Annotated in this window: 22 protein-coding genes and 1 tRNA gene; 17 read left to right on the top strand and 6 right to left on the bottom strand. The window is 65.3% G+C overall.

The genetic code is table 11. The annotated features are described in order from the left end of the window. Positions 1-18 precede the first annotated feature (18 nt). Entirely contained in the window at positions 19-1,866 is a 1,848-nt protein-coding gene (locus CAPP_RS06080; protein WP_076598575.1) for a DIP1281 family NlpC/P60 protein, read from the top strand. A 35-nt stretch (positions 1,867-1,901) separates the two neighbouring features. Next, the gene (locus CAPP_RS06075; protein ID WP_076598574.1) at positions 1,902-2,966 is read left to right on the top strand and encodes a ferrochelatase; all 1,065 of its coding nucleotides are present in this window, start codon (positions 1,902-1,904) and stop codon (positions 2,964-2,966) included. Between the two features lie 16 nt (positions 2,967-2,982). Here CAPP_RS06075 and CAPP_RS06070 read toward each other — a convergent pair whose 3' ends face one another. Then, the gene (locus CAPP_RS06070) at positions 2,983-3,759 is read right to left on the bottom strand and encodes an Rv1486c family protein (protein WP_076598646.1); all 777 of its coding nucleotides are present in this window, start codon (positions 3,757-3,759) and stop codon (positions 2,983-2,985) included. 35 nt (positions 3,760-3,794) lie between these two features. Here CAPP_RS06070 and CAPP_RS06065 point away from each other — a divergent pair, with 35 nt between their 5' ends. Genes CAPP_RS06065 through CAPP_RS06055 form a run of 3 tightly spaced genes read left to right on the top strand, consistent with a single transcriptional unit; the run spans position 3,795 to position 6,433 of the window. Continuing rightward, on the top strand, positions 3,795-4,646 hold the full coding sequence (locus tag CAPP_RS06065; protein ID WP_076598573.1) for a DUF3097 domain-containing protein: 852 nt from the start codon (positions 3,795-3,797) through the stop codon (positions 4,644-4,646). Between the two features lie 39 nt (positions 4,647-4,685). Then, positions 4,686-5,111 carry an NfeD family protein gene (locus CAPP_RS06060; RefSeq protein ID WP_076598572.1) on the top strand — a complete coding sequence of 142 codons (426 nt, stop codon included), beginning with the start codon at positions 4,686-4,688 and terminating at the stop codon, positions 5,109-5,111. A gap of 2 nt (positions 5,112-5,113) precedes the next feature. Further along, positions 5,114-6,433 carry an SPFH domain-containing protein gene (locus CAPP_RS06055; RefSeq protein ID WP_076598571.1) on the top strand — a complete coding sequence of 440 codons (1,320 nt, stop codon included), beginning with the start codon at positions 5,114-5,116 and terminating at the stop codon, positions 6,431-6,433. Here the strand turns inward: CAPP_RS06055 and CAPP_RS06050 are convergent. Both CAPP_RS06050 and CAPP_RS06045 read right to left on the bottom strand, forming a co-directional pair. Next, the gene (locus CAPP_RS06050) at positions 6,408-6,965 is read right to left on the bottom strand and encodes a MarR family transcriptional regulator (RefSeq protein ID WP_076598570.1); all 558 of its coding nucleotides are present in this window, start codon (positions 6,963-6,965) and stop codon (positions 6,408-6,410) included. The two genes, CAPP_RS06055 and CAPP_RS06050, sit on opposite strands and share 26 nt — an antisense overlap. A gap of 10 nt (positions 6,966-6,975) precedes the next feature. Then, positions 6,976-7,656: a TVP38/TMEM64 family protein gene (locus CAPP_RS06045; protein WP_076598569.1), complete on the bottom strand. Its 681-nt coding sequence runs from the start codon at positions 7,654-7,656 to the stop codon at positions 6,976-6,978. 363 nt (positions 7,657-8,019) lie between these two features. Between CAPP_RS06045 and CAPP_RS06040 the strand changes: the two genes are divergently transcribed. Further along, a complete protein-coding gene (locus CAPP_RS06040) occupies positions 8,020-8,325 on the top strand; it encodes a hypothetical protein (protein ID WP_143313831.1) in 306 nt (101 codons plus the stop codon). 44 nt (positions 8,326-8,369) lie between these two features. On the opposite strand, the gene CAPP_RS06035 is transcribed toward CAPP_RS06040, so the two are convergent. Further along, positions 8,370-8,458 (bottom strand) — tRNA-Leu (locus tag CAPP_RS06035). Positions 8,459-8,564: 106 nt separating this feature from the next. Between CAPP_RS06035 and CAPP_RS06030 the strand changes: the two genes are divergently transcribed. After that, positions 8,565-9,095 carry a YbhB/YbcL family Raf kinase inhibitor-like protein gene (locus CAPP_RS06030; RefSeq protein ID WP_076598567.1) on the top strand — a complete coding sequence of 177 codons (531 nt, stop codon included), beginning with the start codon at positions 8,565-8,567 and terminating at the stop codon, positions 9,093-9,095. Here CAPP_RS06030 and CAPP_RS06025 read toward each other — a convergent pair. Continuing rightward, a complete protein-coding gene (locus CAPP_RS06025; protein ID WP_076598566.1) occupies positions 9,092-10,168 on the bottom strand; it encodes a quinone-dependent dihydroorotate dehydrogenase in 1,077 nt (358 codons plus the stop codon). The two genes, CAPP_RS06030 and CAPP_RS06025, sit on opposite strands and share 4 nt — an antisense overlap. Before the next feature lie 57 nt (positions 10,169-10,225). Next, positions 10,226-11,236, bottom strand: coding sequence for a YncE family protein (locus CAPP_RS06020; RefSeq protein WP_234958717.1), 1,011 nt, complete (start codon positions 11,234-11,236; stop codon positions 10,226-10,228). Positions 11,237-11,340: 104 nt separating this feature from the next. Between CAPP_RS06020 and CAPP_RS06015 the strand changes: the two genes are divergently transcribed. From CAPP_RS06015 to CAPP_RS05970, 10 genes are all read left to right on the top strand, one after another. Beyond that, the gene (locus CAPP_RS06015) at positions 11,341-12,168 is read left to right on the top strand and encodes an undecaprenyl-diphosphate phosphatase (RefSeq protein ID WP_076598644.1); all 828 of its coding nucleotides are present in this window, start codon (positions 11,341-11,343) and stop codon (positions 12,166-12,168) included. A 145-nt stretch (positions 12,169-12,313) separates the two neighbouring features. After that, positions 12,314-13,390 carry an HNH endonuclease signature motif containing protein gene (locus CAPP_RS06010; RefSeq protein ID WP_076598565.1) on the top strand — a complete coding sequence of 359 codons (1,077 nt, stop codon included), beginning with the start codon at positions 12,314-12,316 and terminating at the stop codon, positions 13,388-13,390. Positions 13,391-13,559: 169 nt separating this feature from the next. Beyond that, positions 13,560-14,792: a cysteine--1-D-myo-inosityl 2-amino-2-deoxy-alpha-D-glucopyranoside ligase gene (gene mshC, locus CAPP_RS06005; RefSeq protein ID WP_076598564.1), complete on the top strand. Its 1,233-nt coding sequence runs from the start codon at positions 13,560-13,562 to the stop codon at positions 14,790-14,792. Between the two features lie 21 nt (positions 14,793-14,813). Next, entirely contained in the window at positions 14,814-15,194 is a 381-nt protein-coding gene (locus CAPP_RS06000) for a hypothetical protein (protein WP_076598643.1), read from the top strand. Beyond that, positions 15,187-15,879 (top strand): HAD family hydrolase, encoded by a 693-nt coding sequence (locus CAPP_RS05995; RefSeq protein ID WP_412459485.1) that lies wholly within the window; start codon positions 15,187-15,189, stop codon positions 15,877-15,879. Before CAPP_RS06000 ends, CAPP_RS05995 begins: the two co-directional genes overlap by 8 nt. Before the next feature lie 235 nt (positions 15,880-16,114). After that, positions 16,115-16,378 (top strand): phosphoribosyl-ATP diphosphatase, encoded by a 264-nt coding sequence (locus CAPP_RS05990; protein WP_076598641.1) that lies wholly within the window; start codon positions 16,115-16,117, stop codon positions 16,376-16,378. A gap of 17 nt (positions 16,379-16,395) precedes the next feature. Beyond that, the gene (gene hisG, locus CAPP_RS05985) at positions 16,396-17,241 is read left to right on the top strand and encodes an ATP phosphoribosyltransferase (RefSeq protein WP_076598563.1); all 846 of its coding nucleotides are present in this window, start codon (positions 16,396-16,398) and stop codon (positions 17,239-17,241) included. A gap of 21 nt (positions 17,242-17,262) precedes the next feature. Continuing rightward, positions 17,263-18,681, top strand: a complete 1,419-nt coding sequence (aspA, locus tag CAPP_RS05980) for an aspartate ammonia-lyase (protein ID WP_076598562.1) — start codon at positions 17,263-17,265, stop codon at positions 18,679-18,681. A 199-nt stretch (positions 18,682-18,880) separates the two neighbouring features. Continuing rightward, positions 18,881-20,191 (top strand): anaerobic C4-dicarboxylate transporter, encoded by a 1,311-nt coding sequence (locus tag CAPP_RS05975; RefSeq protein WP_290172650.1) that lies wholly within the window; start codon positions 18,881-18,883, stop codon positions 20,189-20,191. Positions 20,192-20,228: 37 nt separating this feature from the next. Beyond that, the gene (locus CAPP_RS05970) at positions 20,229-21,902 is read left to right on the top strand and encodes a formate--tetrahydrofolate ligase (RefSeq protein WP_076598561.1); all 1,674 of its coding nucleotides are present in this window, start codon (positions 20,229-20,231) and stop codon (positions 21,900-21,902) included. Positions 21,903-21,913: the final 11 nt, after the last annotated feature.

Genomic DNA, 21,913 nt, shown 5'->3' with positions numbered 1-21,913 from the left:
GGTGAGAGGAAAACCTCCGTGGATTTCATCGTCCGTTCCGCGCGCGGCACTGCAAACAATGCAGCAGCGCGGCCCCGCCTGTCCCGTAAATTCAGGATCCGCACCTTGGTGCCGGCAGCTGCCTGCGCGGCCACCCTGTCCATGGCGGCCACCCATGTCGAAGCCGTCGCACAGGAATCGCCCCTGACGGCGATCATCTCGGAGATCTCCCGCCACGAGGCGGACATGGACCGCATCAACCTGGAGATCGGCAACCTCCGCGAAGCCGTGAACCAGGCCCTCGTCGACCTCCACGACGCGCAGTCCCTCGCGGAGCAGGCCCGCCAAGGCGCCGCCGAAGCGCGCAAGCGTCTCGACGATTCCCAGGCCGATGTCGAGCGCGCCCAGGACGAGCTCGACCAGATCTCCCGTTCCTCGTACCGCTCCAGCGGTGCCACCGGCACGCGCGTCCAAGCGGACGCCGACGCACGCAAAGATTCCCTTGATCGCCAGACCTATCTGCGCAAGGAATCCGAGGATAAGCAGCGCGCGCTCGAGGATCTCCAGCGCGTCCGCACCGAGGCCGCCAATGACGAATCCACTTTGCGTCAAGCCAGCAGGCTTGCCGACGAGCGCGCCACCGCGGCCGAGGAGGCCGAGACGAACGCCCGCAGCGCCCTCGACGAGTCGCTGAGCTCTCTCGATTCCTTCCTTGCTGAGCGCGACGCCACCTCCACCGAACTGGAGGAGGCGCAGGCCGAGCTCGTCGAGCAGCGTCCTGAGTCTGCCGAAGCGATGGGCATCGAAGCTGACGATGCCGCGCCCGCCGATCCAGCTGGCCAGCCCGTTGCTGAACGGCCGTCTGCTGAATCTGAGGCTGAGGACTCCGCACCGGAAGCGGCGGCAGAGTCTGAGTCGATCGCTGATTCCGAGTCCGAGTCCGATTCTGTGTCGGAGCCCGCAGAAGCTGAGCCGGCCGAGCAAGAGGAATCGAGCGGGGACACCCCGGCGGCAGAGACTGAAACTGCAGGCGAGGAATCCACCGAGTCCGAGTCCGAAATTGATTCGGAGTCTGCGCCCGCCGAAGGCGGACCGGAGGCGGAAGCAGCGACTGAATCTGAAGGTTCTTCGGCGGTCACGGCAGAGGAAGCACCGGAGGCACCGGCTGCGCCGTCGCTCGAGGACTTCGATAACCCTGACACAGTCCAGTCGGCGCTCGACGCTTTCGCTCAGGCGGTCGGAGAGTCTCAGGCGGAGCACACCAGCTTCGAGGACCCGTACGCGGACAGTTCCGAGAACTCGGACGGGGAATCGGATTCGGAGGGAATCGCGGCGCCGTCGTCAAGCGAAAACGCGAATGAGTCGGTCGCGGAAACCGACGAGCAGGAAGGCACGAGTGTCGCCGAAGTCCTGCCGGAAGTCGATGACGAGGAGCAGGTTTCTGAGAAGCTACGCGGCGATGAGACCGCCTCCGACGGCAACCGCGAACAGCAGATCGAGGCTGTCATCGCGCGCGCTGAATCGCAGATCGGCACCCCGTACGTGTGGGGCGGCGGCGACGCCACCGGCGCGACCATGGGGCTCGACGGCAAGGGCTACAACGGCGAGGCCGGCTTCGACTGCTCCGGTCTTGTTCTCTACGCTTATTCCGGCGCTGGCATCTCGCTGCCGCACTACACCGGCTACCAATATCAGCGAGGCACCCAAATCCCGGTCGATGAAGCTGAGCGCGGCGACCTGCTGTTCTGGGGCAACGGCGGCAACCAGCACGTCGCGATCTACCTGGGCGACGGCATGATGCTCGAAGCCCCGCAGACCGGAATGAACGTGCAGAAGACGGCGGTCCGCCGCAGCGGCATGGCACCGATGGCTGTTCGCCTGATCTAGGCACCTACACCATTCGGTTGATCTAGACTGGCATCATGTCTGAAATCCAATTTGATGCACTCCTCGTCCTTTCTTTCGGCGGCCCTGAGGGAGAAGACGAGGTCATTCCATTTCTGGAGAATGTCACCCGCGGCCGCGGGATTCCGCGTGAGCGCCTCGCTGAAGTGGGCGAGCACTACTTCAACTTCGGTGGCGTGAGCCCGATCAACGGCCAGAACCGCGAGATCATCGCAAACGTCGAAGCGGAGATCGCGCAGCGCGGTGAGACGCTGCCGGTCTACTTCGGCAACCGCAACTGGCACCCGTACGCCGCCGACGCCGCCGACCAGATCGCGGCGGACGGCCACAAGAACATCGCGGTCTTCGCCACCTCGGCGTGGGGCGGGTACTCGGCGTGCCGCCAGTACGACGAGGACATCGTGAAGCTTCGCGAGGCGCACCCGGAGCTCGAGTTCACCAAGCTGTGGCAGTTCTACGCCCACCCGATCTTCATCAAACTCATGGCGGACCACGTCCGCGCAGCATGGGAGGCGGCAGACCAGTCCGCCACACGCGTGCTTTTCGCCGCGCACTCCGTACCGAATGTCGCAGACGACGCCTCCGGCGGCCCCGACGACGCGAACCTCTACTCCCGTCAGGTCGCGGAAGCGGCGCGCCTCATCGCGCTCGAGGCCGGCGTCCCGGATTACGAGGTCGTCTGGCAGTCCCGTTCGGGCGACCCGCGCACCCCGTGGCTCGAGCCCGACGTGGTCGACCGCACCGAGGAGATCGACGACGCTAATGAGGGTGTGAAGCACATCATCTGCGTGCCGGTCGGCTTCATCACCGACCACATGGAGGTCATCTGGGACCTCGACACCGAGCTCAAGGAAGCATGCGAGGAGCGCGGCATGACCCTGACCCGCACACCGACGGTGGGGCTGGAGCCGGCCTTCGCGAAGCTCGTCCTCGACCTCGTCGACAACACGGCCGCAGGCACGGAGCCGGAAAGCTTGTCGACGATCACCGTCCAGGGCTGCACCCTCAATGGCGCCCCGTGCAAGGAAGGCTGCTGCGCACCCCAGCGCCCGAAGCCCGCTGCGGCCGCCGCTCAGGCCTAGTTCCCGAGCGCTCCGCCTAAGCGCGCTGGTATTCCAGAACCGCGTCGGCCACACCAGCCATCCGCGCGGTGCGGATGTGGCGCCACAGGCTGAATAGTTGCGGGTCGAAGCTGTGGTCGTGGAGCCGGTCGACGACGGTCTCGATCACCGCCGCCACAGCATCCGCCCGCGCAAAGAGTTTCGCGGCGCGGGGCGGCGTGCCCATGGGCAGACCGGGCGTGTCGTAGAAATCGGCCAGAGTTCCCACCGTTAACCGGGGATCGGCAAGCTCCGCCCGCGTCCCGCCTGCCGCCTCGATCAACACTGCGGCCTCATTGGTTGCGCGCGAGAGCAATGCGTCGGCCTCGCCGGGGGAGAGCCACGCGGGCTCGGGAAGCGGGCCGGGTTCCTCGAACCAGCGCCAGGCGACACCCTCCTCGCCGCTTCGCCCCAGCTCCCCGGAGCCATCGGGCACCAGAATATGGGATATGTCGCCCTCCCCGCGGAGCACGATTGCGCTACCGCCACTGACCTCGGCGGCGGCCAGCGCGGATTCCGAACCGGCGGGCAGCTCCGGGGGCTGGCCGGGCCCGGACAAGATGAGCCGGACGGCGGGGCCGGGGGTGGAAAGATCGGTGGAGACGCGGACGTCGTGAAGCAAATGCGCGAGCGGTTCGCCCTGGTAGCTGTTCCTGCCGTGCAATTCCGTCATGGCGCCGACGAGCGCGTCGGAGGGCTCGTGACCGTAGAGCCACGCCGCGAGCCAGACGGCAGTGTTCTGCAGGGGAGAATAGACTTCGGCGCGCGTACTCACGGTGGCGAAGTATACGGGATACACTCTGGCCCACTATGAGCGGATTCAACAGCCACGCAGACCCGTACGGAGGCGATATCTTCGCCGGCCACGCCCGTAAGCGCCCGAAGGTGTACCCGCAGGTGGAAGCCACGGGAGACGTGGTCGCGGAAGTGTTCGGGGATGATTTCGTGGGGCTCGTCGTCGGGGTAGAGCGCACCTACGACGGCGAGTTCGTGCGGCTCGAAGACCGTCACGGCACCCAGAGGCTGTTCAAGATGCTGCCGGGCGCGTTCCTCGTGGAGGGGAAGCGGGTGACGTTGACGCGGCCCGTTGTGAAGCGGGAGCCGCAGCGGTCGAATTCGGGATCGCGTCGCGTGAAAAACGTGCAGGCCAAGGTCGCGATGCCGTCGCGCATCTGGGTCGAGGGCGTGCACGACGCGGCGATCGTGGAAAAGGTGTGGGGGCACGACCTGCGCGTCGAGGGTGTCGTCGTGGAGTTCTTGGAAGGCCTGGACAATCTGCCGGAGCGGCTCGCGGAATTTCAGCCGGGGCCCGGCCGCCGCATCGGGGTGCTGGCCGACCACCTCATCGAGGGCTCGAAGGAGTCGCGGCTCGTCGCGGACGTCGGGCCGCACGTGCTGGTCACAGGTCACCCGTACGTGGATATTTGGGCGGCGGTCAGGCCTGAGCGGCTTGGCCTGCGCGCATGGCCCGACGTGCCGAAAGGCGAGGATTGGAAAACCGGCATCTGCCGCCGCGCCGGCTGGTCGGACCCGCGCGAGGGGTGGAGCCGCGTGTACAACGCCGTTGAGACCTTCCGCGACCTCGACCACACCCTCATCGGCGCCGTCGAGCGGCTCGTTGATTTCGTGACAACACCGGAGTTGCCCAAAGAAAGCTTTTGAGTAGCTTATCGACGCCCGAAAATGCGTTAACCTGACCCTGTGGGAACAGTTATTTGGCTCATTGGCACGCTCGTGCTCGCCGGCCTCGAATTAGCGGCTGGCGAGTTCACATTTCTCATGCTCGCCGGGGGTGCGTTGGTAACCACCGGCGCAAGCCTGTTCGGCATTCCGCTGTGGGCGGAGATCGTCATCTTCGGACTCGCGTCCGGTGCCCTCATCCTGTTTCTCCGCCCGTGGCTGCACCGCCGCTTCAGAAAGCCGGCAGCTCTGGACACGTCCCCGAAAGCTCTCGTCGGTGCCAAAGCTGAAGTGCTCGAGGACATCACCAGGACTGGCGGCCAGGTCCGCCTTGACGGGTCGATCTGGTCGGCCCGCGCGATCGACCCCGCTTTCATCATCCCCGCCGGTGAGCACGTCACCGTCGCTGATATTGACGGCCCCACCGCCGTCGTCTGGAAGGAGTGATCATGACACCAACGCTTGTTTTACTGTTCGTCCTACTTGTCTTCATCTTCGTCGTCGTGTTCCGCGCTATCGCCCTGATTCCGCAGGGCGAGGCAGCGGTGATCGAACGGCTCGGCCGCTACACCCGCACGGTCTCCGGCGGCATCACACTGCTGGTGCCGTTCATCGACCGCGTCCGTGAGCGCGTGGACACCCGAGAGCGCGTTGTGTCCTTCCCGCCGCAGGCAGTGATCACGCAGGACAACCTGACCGTGGCCATTGACACGGTGGTGACCTTCCAGGTCAACGATCCGGCCCGCGCGATCTACGGCGTGGACAACTACATCGTGGGTGTGGAGCAGATCTCCACCGCGACACTGCGCGACGTCGTCGGCGGCATGACGCTGGAGGAGACCCTGACCTCCCGCGAAACCATCAACCGCCGCCTGCGCGGCGAGCTCGACGCCGCCACCGCGAAGTGGGGCCTGCGCATTAGCCGAGTGGAGCTCAAGGCGATCGATCCGCCGCCGTCCATCCAGCAGTCCATGGAGATGCAGATGAAGGCGGACCGAGAGAAGCGCGCCATGATTCTCACCGCTGAGGGCCGCCGTGAGTCCGACATCAAGACCGCCGAGGGTGAGAAGCAGTCCCGCATCCTGTCCGCTGAGGGCGAGAAGCACGCGGCGATCCTCGCGGCAGAGGCCGAGCGCCAGGCGACGATTCTCCGCGCCGAAGGTGAGCGCGCCGCGAAATTCCTCGAGGCGCAGGGTGAGGCCCGCGCCATCCAGAAGGTCAACGCCGCCATCAAGTCCTCCGGCGTCACCCCGGAGCTGCTGGCATTCCAGTACATGGAGAAGCTGCCGAAGATCGCCGAGGGCAACGGTTCCACGATGTGGATGATCCCGTCGCAGTTCGGCGATTCGCTGGAGGAGTTCGCCAAGGCCTTTGCCAAGAAAGACGACGACGGAGTGTTCCGTTACGAGCCCGGCCAGATCGATCCGGAGGCGAAGGAGATCGCCACCCAGGAAGACACCGACGCATGGTTCGAGACAGCGACCGACCCCGAGATCGCGAAGGCGGTCGCCGAGGCGCGCGCCGTCGCGAACAAGCCCGTTGGATCCACCCTCGACCACGACGCGACGGGGGCAGGAAGCAGCGGCAGCAACGGTTCTACCGCAGCACCGATTTCAAGCCGCGTGAAAGCCGGGACGGAGTCCGACGACGCCCCGTCGCGCCCGTCCATCGACATGCCGCAGTACGAGCCGCCGAAATTCCCGCCGCAGCACGCGCAGCAGCCGGGCCAGCCGCCGCAGCTGCCTAACGAGCGTCCCCCGCAGCCCTAGACATCAGGTTCACGGCGAGCTGCCAGCCTGCCTGCTCGGCCTGCCACCCGGCGGCCTGCAGGCGCTGGCTCATCGCCTGCAGCGAGATCCCCAGTTCGGCCGCGGCCTCGTTCTGGTTCAGCCCGGAGCGCACCAACGAGGTCGCCTCGCGTCCCTCGACCGTGCGCTTGACGAGAACATGCCCGAGCAACGCGAACGCAGATGCAATGTCCGCGGCGTCCGTTCCGGGCTCGTGCTTATCGACGACGACCCCCACCGACCCCGCCTTCGTCCCCACCGCATCCGATGCGGTGTAGACGGCGGGGCCATTGTCTGTGATGCCGATGCCGACAGCCCAGCTGCCATCGGACAACAACGCCATGACGAGCATGCAGGCGGCCTCGGCATTGTCGACGTGGGCGCGGATGTCTTCGACTCCGACGACTTCGAAACGCCCGACGCCGTCGAGGGTGGACAGCGCTTCGGCGGAGCGCTTCACGAGGTCGGCGCGGCGCGAGTCGCGGCCTCGGTAGCGGGCGTGGACGGCAATCATGGGGGACAGTCTAGACCCCCGCCCCCTGGTCCACGGTGGAGGCTTGACGGGTGGGCGTGGCGGCGTCAATGAGCAGGCCCCCGACGCCGACGAGCGCGAGTATCGCCATGATGCCCACGAAGACCGGGTCCGGGTCGCCGGTGAGCGTCTGCCCGAACATGGTCACCAGGATCGTGCCCGGCGCCGAGCCCACCAGGGTGGCCACAGCGAAGGGGACCACCGGCACGCGCGTGAGCGCCGCCGCGTAGTTCATCACGGAGAACGGCACGCCAGCGATCATGCGCAGGCTCGTGACCGCCAGCCAGCCGCGTTCCTCCAAGCGGCGGTTGATGCGCTGCACCGCCGGGTGCGTCAACCGCGGCTCCACCCAGTCGCGCAGCAGGAAGCGCACCAGCAGCAGCGAGACCACCGCTGAGACCGTCGTCGCCGTCAATGCCAACGCGATCCCTTTGACAGCGCCGAACAGGACGCCCGCCGAGACCGTCAGCAGTGTGCGGGGGACCGGGAACTGCGTGATCACCACGTACGCCAGCCAAAACACCACCGGGAACCACGGCCCAGTCGCGTCAGACCAGGCGCGGAGCTGGGTAAGCGACGGGACGTCGATAAGCGACCACGTCGCGATGAACAGTGCGGCTGCAACGAGCCCGACAACCGCTTTGCTGCACGGTCCCGTCTGGCGAAAATTCACGCCACAATCTTCCCCCGCGCGTACGCTGGGGCCAAACTCGTGGAGGTGCGCTGGTGATCCACAACAACCGGCCCTGCTATTCATCCTGTGCCTCGCTGCGGCGACCGCGGCAGTCGCGCTCGATTCCGTTCTGCTCAAGGTCGCGTTGAGCGTCCTCGCCGCGGGAACAGGGGTGCTCGCGTGCATGTTCACGGCCCGTACCCGTGCTGGCCGTGGTATCGGCGCCTGTGCGCTGGTCGTGCTCGGCATCGCGGTCGCTGTGGCGCTCAGCGCGTGGCAGCCTGGCGGGCCCGACATGTTCTTCATCGCCACGATGTTTCCCGCGCTTTCCGCGGCTGCGCCCATGTTCGCAGTGTGCTGCGCATGCGTGCTTGGCGCCGGGATGGAGGGGCGGAAAATCTTCCTCGCGTTGTGTGCGGCCATCACCGTGGCCGTCATTCCGCCATTCCGCGCTTCGTCATTCTGCTTCTTGGCGGGGCCAGCCTGCTTCTGGGGGCTGAGGCAGTAATCGTCGCCGGAGGTGTCTCGCTCGCGCGCGCCGTGGAAATCGTCGTGGCGGCGCTGATCTTCGCCGTCTTCGCCCAGCTAGCCAAGAATTACGAGCTCGTTCCCGGCGGCGGGGAAGGAAATTCCGGCGGCGGCATTTCGACCGACTGGAGCACCTTCTAGCAGCGAAAACGCCCCTTCCGGCCGATCCGAAAGGGGCGATCTGGTGGTGCCCGAGGGGGGACTTGAACCCCCACGTCCGTTAATAGGACACTAGCACCTCAAGCTAGCGCGTCTGCCATTCCGCCACCCGGGCTTTGGGTGTTTCAGCCTCTCGGCTGGGCACTCGTAGAACTATAGGACGTAGCGCACGTGTCCAGCAAATCGCCACGTCAAACGCGAAATACCGGTACAAAGGAACCATGACTGTTTCGTATGATTCCGACCGTTTCCCCGGCCCCGACCCGTACGCGCCGCTTGTCGACGTCCCGTCGTTCCCCGTCACCTCCACCGACCTGGTCGACGGAGAGAAGCTTCCCGACGCCCAGACCGGCGACGACGGCGTTTCCCCGCATCTGGCGTGGTCCGACCTGCCGGAGGGCACGAAATCCATCGCCGTGACCTGCTTCGACCCGGACGCTCCGACTGCCTCCGGTTTCTGGCACTGGGCCGCTTTCAACATTCCCGTCGACGTGACGGAGCTGCCCACCGACGCGGGTTCGAAGGAGGGCCTCGGCGTCGGCGCCGTCGTTCTTACCGGCGATTCCGGCGTGCAGGGCTACTACGGCTCCAACCCGCCGGAGGGCCACGGGCCGCACCGCTACCTCTTCGCCGTGCACGCGGTGGACACGGAGCTGCCGGCCGACGGCGTCGCCAACCCGACGCAGCTCGGCTTCAACCTGAACTTCCACTCGCTCGGCCGCGCCATCATCTGGGGCTGGGACGAGAATTAGTCCTTCCAGTCCAGTCCGCTGCCCACGGCGTCACCGATCGAGTTCAAGCCGTGGGCTTCGACCTGCTTGGCTAGGCCGCGGTGAATTCGGCGGATCCAGCCCAGACCGCCATAGATGAACGGGGTGTAGCCCTGCAGTAGGCTGGCACCGGCGGCGATGCGCTCCCACGCCTGCTCGGGTGTCGAAATTCCGCCGACACTGACCAGCACCAGCTCGTCACCGACGCGGGCGCGGAGACGCTTCAGGGCCTCGAGGGAGCGGTCGTTCAGCGGCGCACCCGAGATGCCGCCTGCACCCATTGCAGCAACCTCGTCGGTGTCGGTGAGTAGGCCATCACGGCTGATCGTGGTGTTCGTGGCAACGATTCCGGCCAGGCTGAGCTCGAGAGCGAGATCGGCGACAGCGTCGACATCCTCGTCACTCAAATCCGGCGCGATCTTCACCAGGACAGGGGTGTCGGTCGCGTCCTTGACAGCAGCGAGGATCGGGCGGAGCTCCTCGATCGCCTGCAGGTCGCGCAGACCCGGAGTGTTGGGGGAGGAGACGTTGACCACCACGTAGTCGCCCAGCGCACCAAGCAGGCTCGCGCCGGTGCGGTAGTCGCGGACGGCGTCCTCGGCAGTCTTGTTCTTGCCGATATTGATGCCCACCACATCGCCTGACTTCTTCCGTTCCAGATTCGTCGCGACCTTGAGAGCCCCGTCGTTGTTGAAGCCCATGCGGTTCAAAATCGCTTTGTCTTCCGGCAGGCGGAACAGACGCGGCGCAGGATTGCCCGGCTGTGGGCGGGGAGTGACAGTGCCGAGCTCCGCGTAGCCGAAGCCCACCGCACCCCACGCATCGACCGCAGTGGCGTTCTTGTCGAAGCCCGCCGCCAGTCCCAGCGGCGCCGGGAACTTCACCCCGAACAGCTCCTGCTCAAGGCGTGTGTCGTGGACCCGCACCACCTTCTCCATCACACGGTTTGCCGGGGTCACGGCATTCAGGGCGCTCAGTGCACCGCTGATAATCCCGTGGATCCGCTCCGGCGGGAGAAGGAACATGACCTTGAGTAGTTTGTCGTACGCGCCCATGAGAAAACCCTTCAGTCTCTGTTGTCAGTTTCCGTGTTCGGTGTCAGTTGATAGAGGTCAATTGTTGGAGTCCGGCGGGATGATCTGCAGGCCGTCGCCGGAGGAGGAGGCGATGAGGATGGTGCCGTCGTCAAGCGAGATCATGTGCTGCGCGTCCGCGACTGTGCCCACCTTCCGCTGCTCGCGCGGCACGCCCTTCGAAATATCGAAGCCCGTGGCCGTGTTCGCCTCCGTCGACGTGATCCAGGCGAGCTTGTTCGCCGGATCCCACGCCACGGCCCACGGGTGGGGGTCCGTCGGGACGGTTTGGTGCAGGCGGACGACCTCGTCCGTGGTGTAGACCAGCAGCTGGCTACCCGTCGCGTCGGAGGCGAGGACGAGTCCGTCGTCGCCGAATTTCGCCTGGCCGACGCCGAGGCCCACACGCAGCGTGCCACCCTGGCGGTCCTTGTCCAGCTGAATATCCTGGATCGTCGTGTCGAAGCGGTTCAGACGCACGACCCTGTCCTGGCCCGCGAGCACGAAGTCCGACGGCCGCGCCACTGTGATGCGCCCGGTCTGGTTTCCGTCGGTGTCGAAAACCCAGACCTTGGCCTCTTCGGCGGACCCGGCGATCACGCGGCCGTCGGGAAGCGGCGCGGCGACGGTGACCGGCTCGTCCGGCGTGAACGTCCGCTCGTCTGCGCCTGTGAAGACGCGTACCTCTCCGTCGCACACCGTGACGAACGCTCCCGCGTTGGCCGTAACGTCCCCGCACGAATCCGCGAGCTCGTGCGTCGTACCTGCGCCGTCCTTAACCTCGTCGAGCGTGCCCGTGCGCAGCACCCCGTCGGCGCGTACTCCGATCATCCCGTCGGTGAATTCGAGGTCCCCCACTGCCGGGTAGTCGACCTTCTCGCCCTCGATGTCGCTCGCGGGCGGGGACTGCGCCGGCTCAGCATTGCCCATGTCCGGCGCCTCCTGCGGCACCCCGGGTGGCTGCGAACACGCAGCCAACAACAGGGCGGAACCAGCCAGCACAGCCGCCGGCCCCGCGGACTTCTTCGTCAACACACGGCGCAATTTCACGCGTCCAAGCTTATCAACCGCACTCTTTTCGGCCGCGTCGCGCTTCTTCCCGCAGACCGCGCGGCGGTAGGGTGTCGTCCGTGATTGAAGCAACGTCCGAAACCATGTCCTGGATGCAGGTCATCGTCCTGTCCATCGTCCAGGGCCTCACCGAATTCCTGCCGGTGTCCTCCTCCGGCCACCTGCGCATCGTCTCCCAGCTGTTCTGGGGCCAAGACGCAGGCGCGAGCTTCACCGCCGTGATCCAGCTGGGCACCGAACTTGCGGTACTCGTGTTCTTTGCCAAGGAGATCTGGCAGATCCTCTCCGGCTGGTTCGCGGGCTTGTTCAACCCGTCGAAACGCGGCTTCGACTACCGCATGGGCTGGATGGTCATCGTCGGCACGATTCCCGTCGGCCTTGCCGGCGTGCTGCTCAAAGACCTTATCCGCGAGAACTTCCGCAACCTGTGGATCACCGCGACCGTGCTGATCCTGTTCTCCTTCGTGTTCATCGTCGCCGAGCGCGTCGGCTCGAAGAAGCGCGGCTACGAAGAACTCACTATGAAAGACGCCGTCGTCATGGGCCTGTTCCAATGCCTCGCGCTGATCCCCGGCGTCTCCCGCTCCGGCGGCACCATTTCCGGCGGCCTTTTCCTCGGCCTCGACCGCGAGGTGGCCACGCGCTTCAGCTTCTTGCTCGCCATTCCGGCGGTCCTCGCGTCCGGGCTCTTTTCGCTTCCCGACGCCTTCGCCCCTCAAGCCGGCCAGTCCGCCACCGGCGCCCAACTACTGGTCGGCTCCGTCATCGGTTTCGTCCTCGGTTACATCTCCATTGCGTGGCTGCTGAAGTTCGTCTCCAACCACTCGTTCGCCTGGTTCGCCGCCTACCGCATTCCGCTGGGCATCATCGTCATGATTCTGCTCGCCACCGGGGTCATGAGCGCCTACTAGGAGAATTTCTTGCGCTGACGGAACTGCAGGTGGGAGCAGGTTTCCGTCCGTTTGCCTGTGGATAAGTTTGGCTTTGGGCGGGGTTATCCACAGGATTGCGCGCTGCGTATTTCGTGGTGGGTTGACTCCGTTTAGCGTGTGGGGCATGAACGATTTCGATGCGTTTCTCGCTTCCGCTACTCGACCGATGGATGTCCTGGCCGGTTTCGACCGCCAGGCCGTTGTCGATGCCGGAATCAAATCTTCCGTTGCTGTGGAGGGTGAGAAGGCCCGCAAGGTGTACTTCGGTGCCACCCGTTTCAAGCGTCAGCAGGCGCAAGCGGTGCGTATCGCGCGAGAGACGGGGAAGTCTCTGGATCAGATTCTGTTCATTGAGCAGCAAGTGCGTGCTGTGTCTTCCGACCGGGAGACGTGGAAGCTCCGCCTGGCGTTGTTGTCGGTGCGCGGCGACTACAAGACGCTGCAGCGCCGCGCCAAAGACATCGTCCCCGACCCGGACGCCGATACACCCGCCCCGGAGTCCACGGTCCGGTTTGGCCGGACGCGGAAGGGCAAGCGGACGGTCATCGCCACCGGTGAAGAACGTGTCATCGCCGACCTGGAACACGCCCTGCGGGGAAAGCTCGACCCTGATCGCCCTGAGGGCCCGCAAATGTACGAAGCCTTCGCGGAGTTGCTGCGCGGCGGTGCCGGGGTCGCGGAGGCTGTGCCGCGCCCGTTGATCCAGGTCCCGCTTTCCGAGCACACCAGGATCCTCGCCGGCGAAGGGGATGAGACCATCCTGGGGTTGTCGGACGGCACCACCATGACTGGTGCGGAGTATCTGACTCACTATTACGCGAAGGACCTGGAGGTCGCGTTGTTCCACCCGCAGGCAGGTGCGGTGAACCTGTACCACGCGAAGCGGTTCGCCAACGCCAAGCAACGCGACCTGGCCCGGGCGACGCTGACAACCTGTCCGGTGCCGGATTGCCGGCACGCGGCGGATAATTGCGAGGTCCACCACATCACACCGTGGGCCCGCGGCGGGCCGACGAACATGGACAACCTGTCGGTGTTGTGCAGGTACCACAACCGCACCAACGACGACGACCCCCACAGACACCACCGGGGTCGAATACACATGCGCGGAGGAACCCCGACATGGGTCTCCCCGCGCGGAACACCAGTCCCGAACACCACCCACCAATACGGTGCCATGCACCTGTTGTTCGGAAGCTAGCTCGGAACCTAACTCACACCACCAGGCCGAGGGCGAAACAGCCCTGCGGCCATATCGGTGCGCGCGCAAACCCGGCGCATGAAATAGACGCGGGAAATGGACGCAGGCTGAACACGGCCGAACCGGACTCCGCGGAGATCCCCGCGTCAGGGGTTGTAGGGTGGGCTGCATGCATTCTTGGCCTATTCCCGCGGTTCCTTCTGTGGCAGGCACGCCGGTGCCGCTCGCGTTGTATGACACGGCGGATGGGGGTGTGAGGGTCGTCGACACGCGTGGAAACGCGGACGGCGAAGTCGGCATGTACGTCTGCGGCATCACGCCTTACGATTCGACGCACCTCGGGCACGCTGCGACGTACCTGACATTCGACCTCGTGTACCGGCAGCTGTTCGCGAACGGTCACAAGGTCCACTACGTGCAGAACATCACAGACGTCGACGACCCGCTGTTCGAGCGCGCGGAGCGCGACGGCATCGATTGGCGCGAACTGGGCACCAGCCAAATCGACCTGTTCCGCAGCGACATGGAGATCCTCTCGGTCATCCCGCCGCGCGACTACATCGGCGCGATGGAGGCCGTCGACGAAGTCGTCGACATGGTGCAAACGTTGCTGGACAAGGGCATCGCATACTCGCTTATCGACGACACCTCCGGCGCCACCGACATCTACGCCCCCATTACCGCGACCGAGCAGTTCGGCTACGAATCGAACCTCGACCGAGCCACAATGGAGAAATTCTTTGCCGAACGCGGCGGCGACCCTGACCGTGACGGCAAGCGCGACCCGCTCGACGCGCTGCTGTGGCGCGGTCACCGTGAGGGTGAGCCAGCGTGGGACGCGCCTTTCGGTGCAGGTCGCCCGGGCTGGCACATCGAGTGTTCGGCGATCGCGACGAACCGTCTCGGCACGACGTTTTCGATTCAGGGCGGAGGCAGCGATCTCGCGTTCCCTCACCACGAATTCTCCGCGGCGCACGCCGAAGCCACCTACGACGTCGACCGCATGGCCGGTCACTACGTCCACACCGGCATGATCGCTCTCGACGGAGTGAAGATGTCGAAGTCCCTCGGCAACCTTGTCTTCGTTCACAAACTCTCGGAGCAGGGCCACGACCCGGCGGCGATCCGTCTCGCCGTGTTCTCCGGCCACTACCGCGAGGATCGCGATTTCTCATACGACATCCTCGACGAGGCGGAGGCGCGTTTGTCCAGGTGGCGTGAGGCGCTCAGCGAGGAGGTGAGTGAGGGGGAGGCGATGGGAGTCGTCGATAAGCTGCGCGCAGCGCTTGCCGACGACCTCGACACCGTCACCGCCCTGAAAACCATCGACGACGCGACCGGCGACCACAACGGAATCATCGCGGGCGCCCTCGACGGATTGCTTGGCGTGCAGCTCCGCTGAACTTGGGGAATGATGGCGGACATGACCATTCGCGATCAGTTCCAATCCGACGTCGACGAGTTCATCGATGACCTGACCACCTTCGCCACCGGCTCCTACCTCAAGGACGACGACAAAGAGCTGTGGGAGGAGCCGTTCGACCCGGCTGTGCTGCCCGACCTGAAGAAGCTCATCGAGGGCTATCTCGACGCGTTGGAGCTGATCGGGGACGACCCGGACGGCGACAAGCTCGCCTCCGTGGTCGACCCCTTCTTCAACAGCCTGCACGATTTCAACGCCAAGCATGCTGACGCCGTGCTCGAGCCGGAAGAAAAGGCTGACCTGCAGGATCTCTCGTACCGTGCCGCCGCGGCGACCGGCGCCGACGACGAGGCCCTCAACTCCCTCCCTGAGCTTGACTAGCCGCGGGCCACGCGCCGTCTTCTGGGACATGGACGGCACGATGGTGGACACCGAACCCCTGTGGGGTGTGGCGACGTACGAACTCTCCGAACGCCTCGGCCGCCGCCTGAGCGCCGAAAAGCGCGAGGAAACGATCGGCGGAAGCTTCCCGAACACGTTGCGCGTCTGCGCAGAATGGGCTGGCTTATCGACGTCCCAACTCGACTACAACCACCACCGGTCCTGGATGTTTGGCCGTATGGCGGAGTTGTTCTCCGGCCAGCTGGTGCCCAATCCCGGCGTGCGCGAGCTGCTGTCTTCGCTTCACGCCGCCGGCATGCCGATGCTCGTGACGACCAACACTGAACGCGAACTCGCCGACCAGTGCATCGATGCCGTCGGCCGCGCCTTGTTCGCCGGATCCATCACCGGGGACGAGGTGCCGAACCCGAAACCTGCGCCCGACATGTACCTCAAAGCCGCGTCGATGGTGGACGCCGACCCCGCCGACTGCCTCGTCTTCGAGGACTCCTGGGCGGGCATGTCCGCTGCAGCCGCCGCCGGGTGCGTCGTTCTCGGGCTCGCTCCCGCCAACTCAGTGCCTGAGGGTGCGCAGCCCTTCGATCCTGCGCGTTTCGTCGGCGCGCACGCCGGCGACGTCGCGGAGTGGTTCGAATCCGCCAAGTTGGCCCGGGAAACTGCCTAGCCCGCGAATCTGTCAAGCCTGGTAATCCGCCCACCCCGCAGATCCGTTCAGTCCCCGGGCAGGCCCCGCGCCTGCGTCCGGTCCGTGTGCACGCTTCGCGCCTCTGCACAGCCCTTGCGCACGCCGCGTCCGCCACCGCTGCCGGGCGTTGATTGCGCACAGCGCAGCCGGAGCGAGCAGTGGGTACGCATGAAACTCGGCCAGCGCACGCGGCAGATGGGTTAGAGTGATCTGCGTGAAGAATTTCGACGATCTTTTTGCGGAACTGTCCACGAAAGCAGCTGAACGGCCGGAAGGCTCGGGCACGGTGGAGGCGCTTGATAAGGGGCCGCATTTCATCGGCAAGAAGATCATCGAGGAGGCTGGCGAGGTGTGGATCGCCGCCGAGTACCAGTCGGACGAGGAGTTGGCGGAGGAGATGAGCCAGCTCATGTACTGGACGCAGGTGATGATGATTCACCGTGGTCTCACCCCCGACGACATCTACAAGTACCTCTAAAGGAGTCTCCGCCCACCATGATCAAGATCGCTGTGCCCAATAAGGGTTCTTTGTCGGAAGCGGCCACCGGGATTCTGAAGGAAGCCGGATACAAGGGGCGCGGGCAGAGCAAGGCGCTCAACATCGTCGACGAGGCGAATAACGTCGAGTTCTTCTTCCTGCGTCCGAAGGACATCGCGATCTATGTCGCGGCGGGGCACCTGGACTTGGGCATCACCGGGCGAGATCTCGCGCTCGACTCCCGCGCGGAGGTGGAGGAAGTGCTCGAGCTCGGCTTCGGTGGCTCGACGTTCCGTTTCGCGGCGCCAGCGGGGGAGACGTGGTCGATCGAGGACCTCGAGGGCAAACGCTTAGCGACGAGTTACCCCCACCTCGCCGAGGACTACCTCGCCGAGCGGGGCATCAGCACTGAGGTAATCCGCCTGGACGGCGCGGTGGAGATTTCCATCAAGCTCGGTGTAGCGGACGCGATCGCCGACGTGGTCTCCACGGGACGGACTCTCCGCCAGCAAGGGCTGGAGCCGTTCGGGGAGGCGATTGTGGAGAGTGAGGCGGTCGTCGTCAAGCGGAAAGACCGTGAGCTTACTGCCGACGACGAGGTACTGCTCTCGCGTATCCGCGGCATACTCACAGCGCACAATTTCGTGATGCTCGATTACAACGTCTCGCGAGACAACCTCGACGCCACCGTGAAGATCACCCCGGGGTTGACGGGCGCGACGGTGTCTCCACTGCAGCGAGACAACTGGGTCGCGGTGCGCGCGATGGTGCCCCGGAAGGAAGCGAACCAGCTGATGGACAGCCTCGCGGCGGCTGGCGCCGAGGCGATCCTGGCTACGGAACTGCAAATCGCCCGAATCTAATTCTTCTCTACACTGGGGCCTATGGGTTACAGAACAGAAGAAGACCTGCTCGGAACCGTCGAGGTCCCCGACGACAAGTACTACGGCGTGCATACGATGCGTGCGATCGACAACTTCCAGATGTCGTCCGCGAAGATCCAGGACTACCCGGATTTCGTCCGCGGCATGGTCATGGTGAAAAAGGCTGCGGCGATGGCGAACCGCCGTCTGCACACCCTGCCGAAGGACAAGGCTGATGCGATCATCGCGGCCTGCGACAAGATCCTCGACGAGGGCGCGTGCATGGACCAGTTCCCGACCGACGCTTACCAGGGCGGCGCCGGCACGTCGGTGAACATGAACACCAACGAGGTTGTCGCGAACCTGGCGCTGGAAATCCTGGGCAAGGAGAAGGGCAGCTACGACGATCTCAATCCGAACGACGACGTCAACATGTCCCAGTCGACGAACGACGCGTACCCGACCGGGTTCCGACTGGGCCTGTACCACTCGATGCAGACGCTCATCGCGGAGTTCGACGAGCTGCAGAAGGCATTCCGCGCGAAGGGCGACGAGTTCGCCGACATCCTCAAGATGGGCCGCACACAGCTCCAGGATGCCGTTCCGATGACCCTGGGCCAGGAGTTCACGGCATTCGGCGCGAACCTCGCCGAGGAGCAGGACAAGCTGCAGCAGGCTGCGACGGATCTGCTCGAGGTCAACCTGGGCGCCACCGCGATCGGCACTGGCGTTAACACCCCGGGCGGCTACCGCGACCAGGTGATCGCGGCGCTGCGCGAGGTCACGGGTCTGCCGATCGCCACCTCGCCGGACCTGATCGAGGCGACCTCGGACACCGGCAGCTACGTCATGGCGCATTCCGCTCTCAAGCGCGCGGCGATGAAACTGTCCAAGACTTGTAACGACCTGCGCCTGCTGTCCTCCGGCCCGCGCGCCGGCCTCAACGAGATCAACCTCCCGGAGCGCCAGGCCGGCTCGTCGATCATGCCCGCGAAGGTCAACCCGGTCATCCCCGAAGTGGTCAACCAGGTGTGCTTCAAGGTCTTCGGCAACGACGTCACGGTCTCCATGGCTGCCGAGGCCGGCCAGCTCCAGCTCAACGTCATGGAGCCGGTCATTGCGCGCAGTCTGTTCGGCTCGATCGACCTGCTGCGCAACGCCGCGAAGACGCTGCGGGAGAAATGCGTCGTCGGCATCACCGCGAACGAGGACGTGTGCCAGGGCTACGTGGACAATTCCATCGGCATCATCACGTACCTCAACCCGTTCATCGGCCACCACAACGGCGATCTGATCGGCAAGGAGGCGGCGGCGACGGGCAAGGGCGTCCGCGAGCTCGTGCTCGAAAAAGAGCTTCTCGACGAAGAAACCCTCGACCAGATCCTCTCCAAGGAAAACCTCATGCACCCGGAATACCGGGGAAAGCTCTACCTCGATTAATCGTCTGAGCGTCTTTCCCGCATAAGGTTCGGTTCTCAATCTGTTAAACCGGACACAATCGGGCCCAAAACCGCCCCGCCATGTTGGCCGGGCGGTTCTTCGCGTTTCATACTGGATTCAGATGCGGCTGCCTCCACGATTTCGTCACGCTCATCGCGCTTGATCCGGCAGCCGGGAGCGTGACTGAAAGGCTCACATCATGTTGTTGGTTCTCCAACTCATCATTCTTTTCGGCGCGATCGTTCTTGGCGCCCGGTACGGTTCAATCGCGATCGGTTTCGCCGGCGGCCTAGGTGTGCTGCTGCTCGGCATGACGGGCATGACGGTGACGGCGGAGGATATTCCGTTCGACGTCATCGGCATCATCATGTGCGTCATCGCCGCGATTTCAGCGATGCAGCTCGCCGGCGGCATGGATTACCTTGTCTACCTGGCGGAGAAGTTCTTGCGGAGGGACCCGAAGCGCATCACCTTGTACGCGCCGATCGTGACCTGGCTGATGACGGTTCTCGCCGGCACCGGCCACACGGCGTTCTCGACGCTGCCGGTCATCGTCGAGGTGGCCAAGGAGGGCAAGGTGCGCCCGTCGCGTCCGTTGTCGGTGGCGGTGATCGCATCCCAGATGGCGATCGTGGCGTCGCCGATTTCCGCGGCGGTGGTGTTCCTGGCGGGAATCCTCGAACCCCTCGGCGTCGGCTACCTCCAGCTGCTCGGGGTCATGATCCCGGCGACCTTCCTCGCGATTTTCCCGACTGCCTGGATTGCCAACCGCATGGGCAAGGACCTTGCCGACGATCCCGTGTACCAGAAGCGCATGGCGGACGGTCTGGTGCGGCCGCCGGCGTCCGAGGTGGGGTATGAGCCGACGAGGGCGGCGAAGACGTCGGTAAGCGTCTTTTTGCTCGCGATCGTCGTGGTGATGATCTACGCGACGCTGATCTCCGAGCAGGTCGGCCTGATTGCTGACCCGACGATCCCGCGCAACGAGGCCATCATGGCGATCATGCTGGCGGCTGCCACCATCATCGTGGTCGTGACCAAGATTCCCTCCGCCGAGATCCTCGGCACGCAGGTGTTTCGTTCCGGCATGTCCGCGTGCGTGTGCGTGCTGGGCGTCGCGTGGCTGGGCACGACGTTCATCAACCACTACATTCAGGACATCCAGAATATCTCGGGCACTGTCTTGCAGTCGCAGCCGTGGCTGCTCGCGGTGGTGCTGTTCTTCGCGGCATCCCTGCTGTACTCGCAGGCCGCGACGGCGAAAGCGCTCATGCCGGCAGCTCTCGCGATCGGCGTCAGCCCGCTCACCGCAGTCGCCGCGTTCCCGGCAGTGTCCGCGCTGTTCGTCCTGCCGACGTACCCGACGCTGCTCGCCGCAGTCGAGATGGACGACACCGGCTCGACGCGAATCGGCAAGTACGTTTTCGACCACCCGTTCATCGTCCCCGGCGTGATCTGCATCGCTTTGTCGGTGCTGCTCAGCTACGCCTTCGGCGCGGTGCTGATCTAGCGGAACTCCGCTCGCTGTCTGGCCTAGGCTTGGGGGCATGACTTCGAACACCGACGTGAAATCCGACGTAGAAATCGCCCAGGCCCACACCCTCGAACCGATCGCGGACATCGCCGCGAAGGCGGGGATCCCCGACGACGCGCTGATCCCGTACGGCCGCTCCATGGCCAAGGTCGACGTGACCAAGCTGGACGGCGCGCCTTTGGGCAAGCTCGTGCTCGTCACCGGCGTGTCGCCGACACCGGCGGGAGAGGGCAAGTCGACGGTGCTCATCGGGCTCACGGATGCGCTGGCGAAGCTGGGGCACAACGCCGCTGTCGCGCTGCGCGAGCCGTCGCTCGGCCCGGTCATGGGCATCAAGGGCGGCGCTGCGGGCGGCGGATACGCGCAGGTCGTGCCCATGGAGAACATCAACCTTCACTTCACGGGCGACTTCCACGCGATCACGAGCGCGAACAACACGCTCGCTGCGATCGTCGACAACCACATTCAGCACGGCAACGAATTGCGTATCGACGCCCGCCGCGTCACCTGGCAGCGCTGCCTCGACGTCAACGACCGCTCGCTCCGCAACGTGGTGACCGGCCTGGGCGGCCCCGGCAGCGGGGCGCCCGCTGAGACCGGCTTCACCATTACCGCCGCCAGCGAGATCATGGCGATTCTCGGTCTCGCCACCGACCTCGAGGACCTCAAGCAGCGCCTCGCGCGCATCACCGTCGGCCTGACCTACGACAAGGAGCCGGTCACCGCGGGCGACCTAAAGGCCGAAGGCGCGATGGCCGCGCTGCTCAAGGACGCGATCAACCCGAACCTCGTGCAGACTCTCGGCGGCACCCCCGCCTTCATCCACGGCGGACCGTTCGCGAATATCGCGCACGGGTGCAACACGCTTGTCGCCACGCAAACTGCCCGCAAGCGCGCCGACATTGTGCTCACGGAGGCAGGTTTCGGCTCCGACCTAGGCGCGGAGAAATTCTTCGACATCAAGGCGCGCTACGGAGACCTCGACGTCGCGGGCGCTGTCGTCGTCGCGACCATCCGCTCCCTGAAATACAACGGCGGCGTGCCAAAGCAGGAGCTTACCGACGAGAACCTCGATGCCCTGAAGTCCGGCATCGTCAACCTTGAGCGCCACGTGGAGAATATCCGTAAATTCGGCGTCGAGCCGGTCGTGGCCCTGAACCTGTTCGTCTCCGACACTGACGCGGAGTGCGAATTCATGCGCGACTGGGCCGCAGACTTCGGCGTCGCTCTCGAGGAGGCCGAGGTGTGGGCGCAGGGCGGAGACGGCGCGACCGCCCTCGCCGAGACCCTGGCGGGCGCCCTCGGCACCGGGACGTCGAAACCGCTGTACGACCCGGCTGCGGGCACCGAATCGTCCATCGAGACGATCGCCCGCGAAATCTACCGCGCCGACGACGTCCAGTATTCCGCCGCAGCCCTGCGCGACCTGCAGATGCTCAAGGACAACGGCTGGGACACCCTGCCGGTGTGCATCTCGAAGACGCAGTACTCGTTCTCCGACGACCCGTCCGCACTCGGTGCCGCGGAGGGCCACGCTCTGCACGTCCAGCGCTTGCTGCCGCGCACCGGCGCGGGCTTCGTCGTAGTGCTCACCGGCGACGTCGTGACCATGCCGGGTCTGCCGAAGGTGCCCGCCGCCAACAACATCGACGTCGACGCCAGCGGAACCATCAGCGGCCTGTTCTAGCCGGCTCGCCC

This window comes from Corynebacterium appendicis CIP 107643, assembly GCF_030408415.1.
GTDB classification, from domain to species: Bacteria; Actinomycetota; Actinomycetes; order Mycobacteriales; family Mycobacteriaceae; genus Corynebacterium; species Corynebacterium appendicis.
The sequence above is the reverse complement of the archived record's forward strand: the minus strand, read 5'-3'. Positions and strand labels throughout refer to the sequence as shown.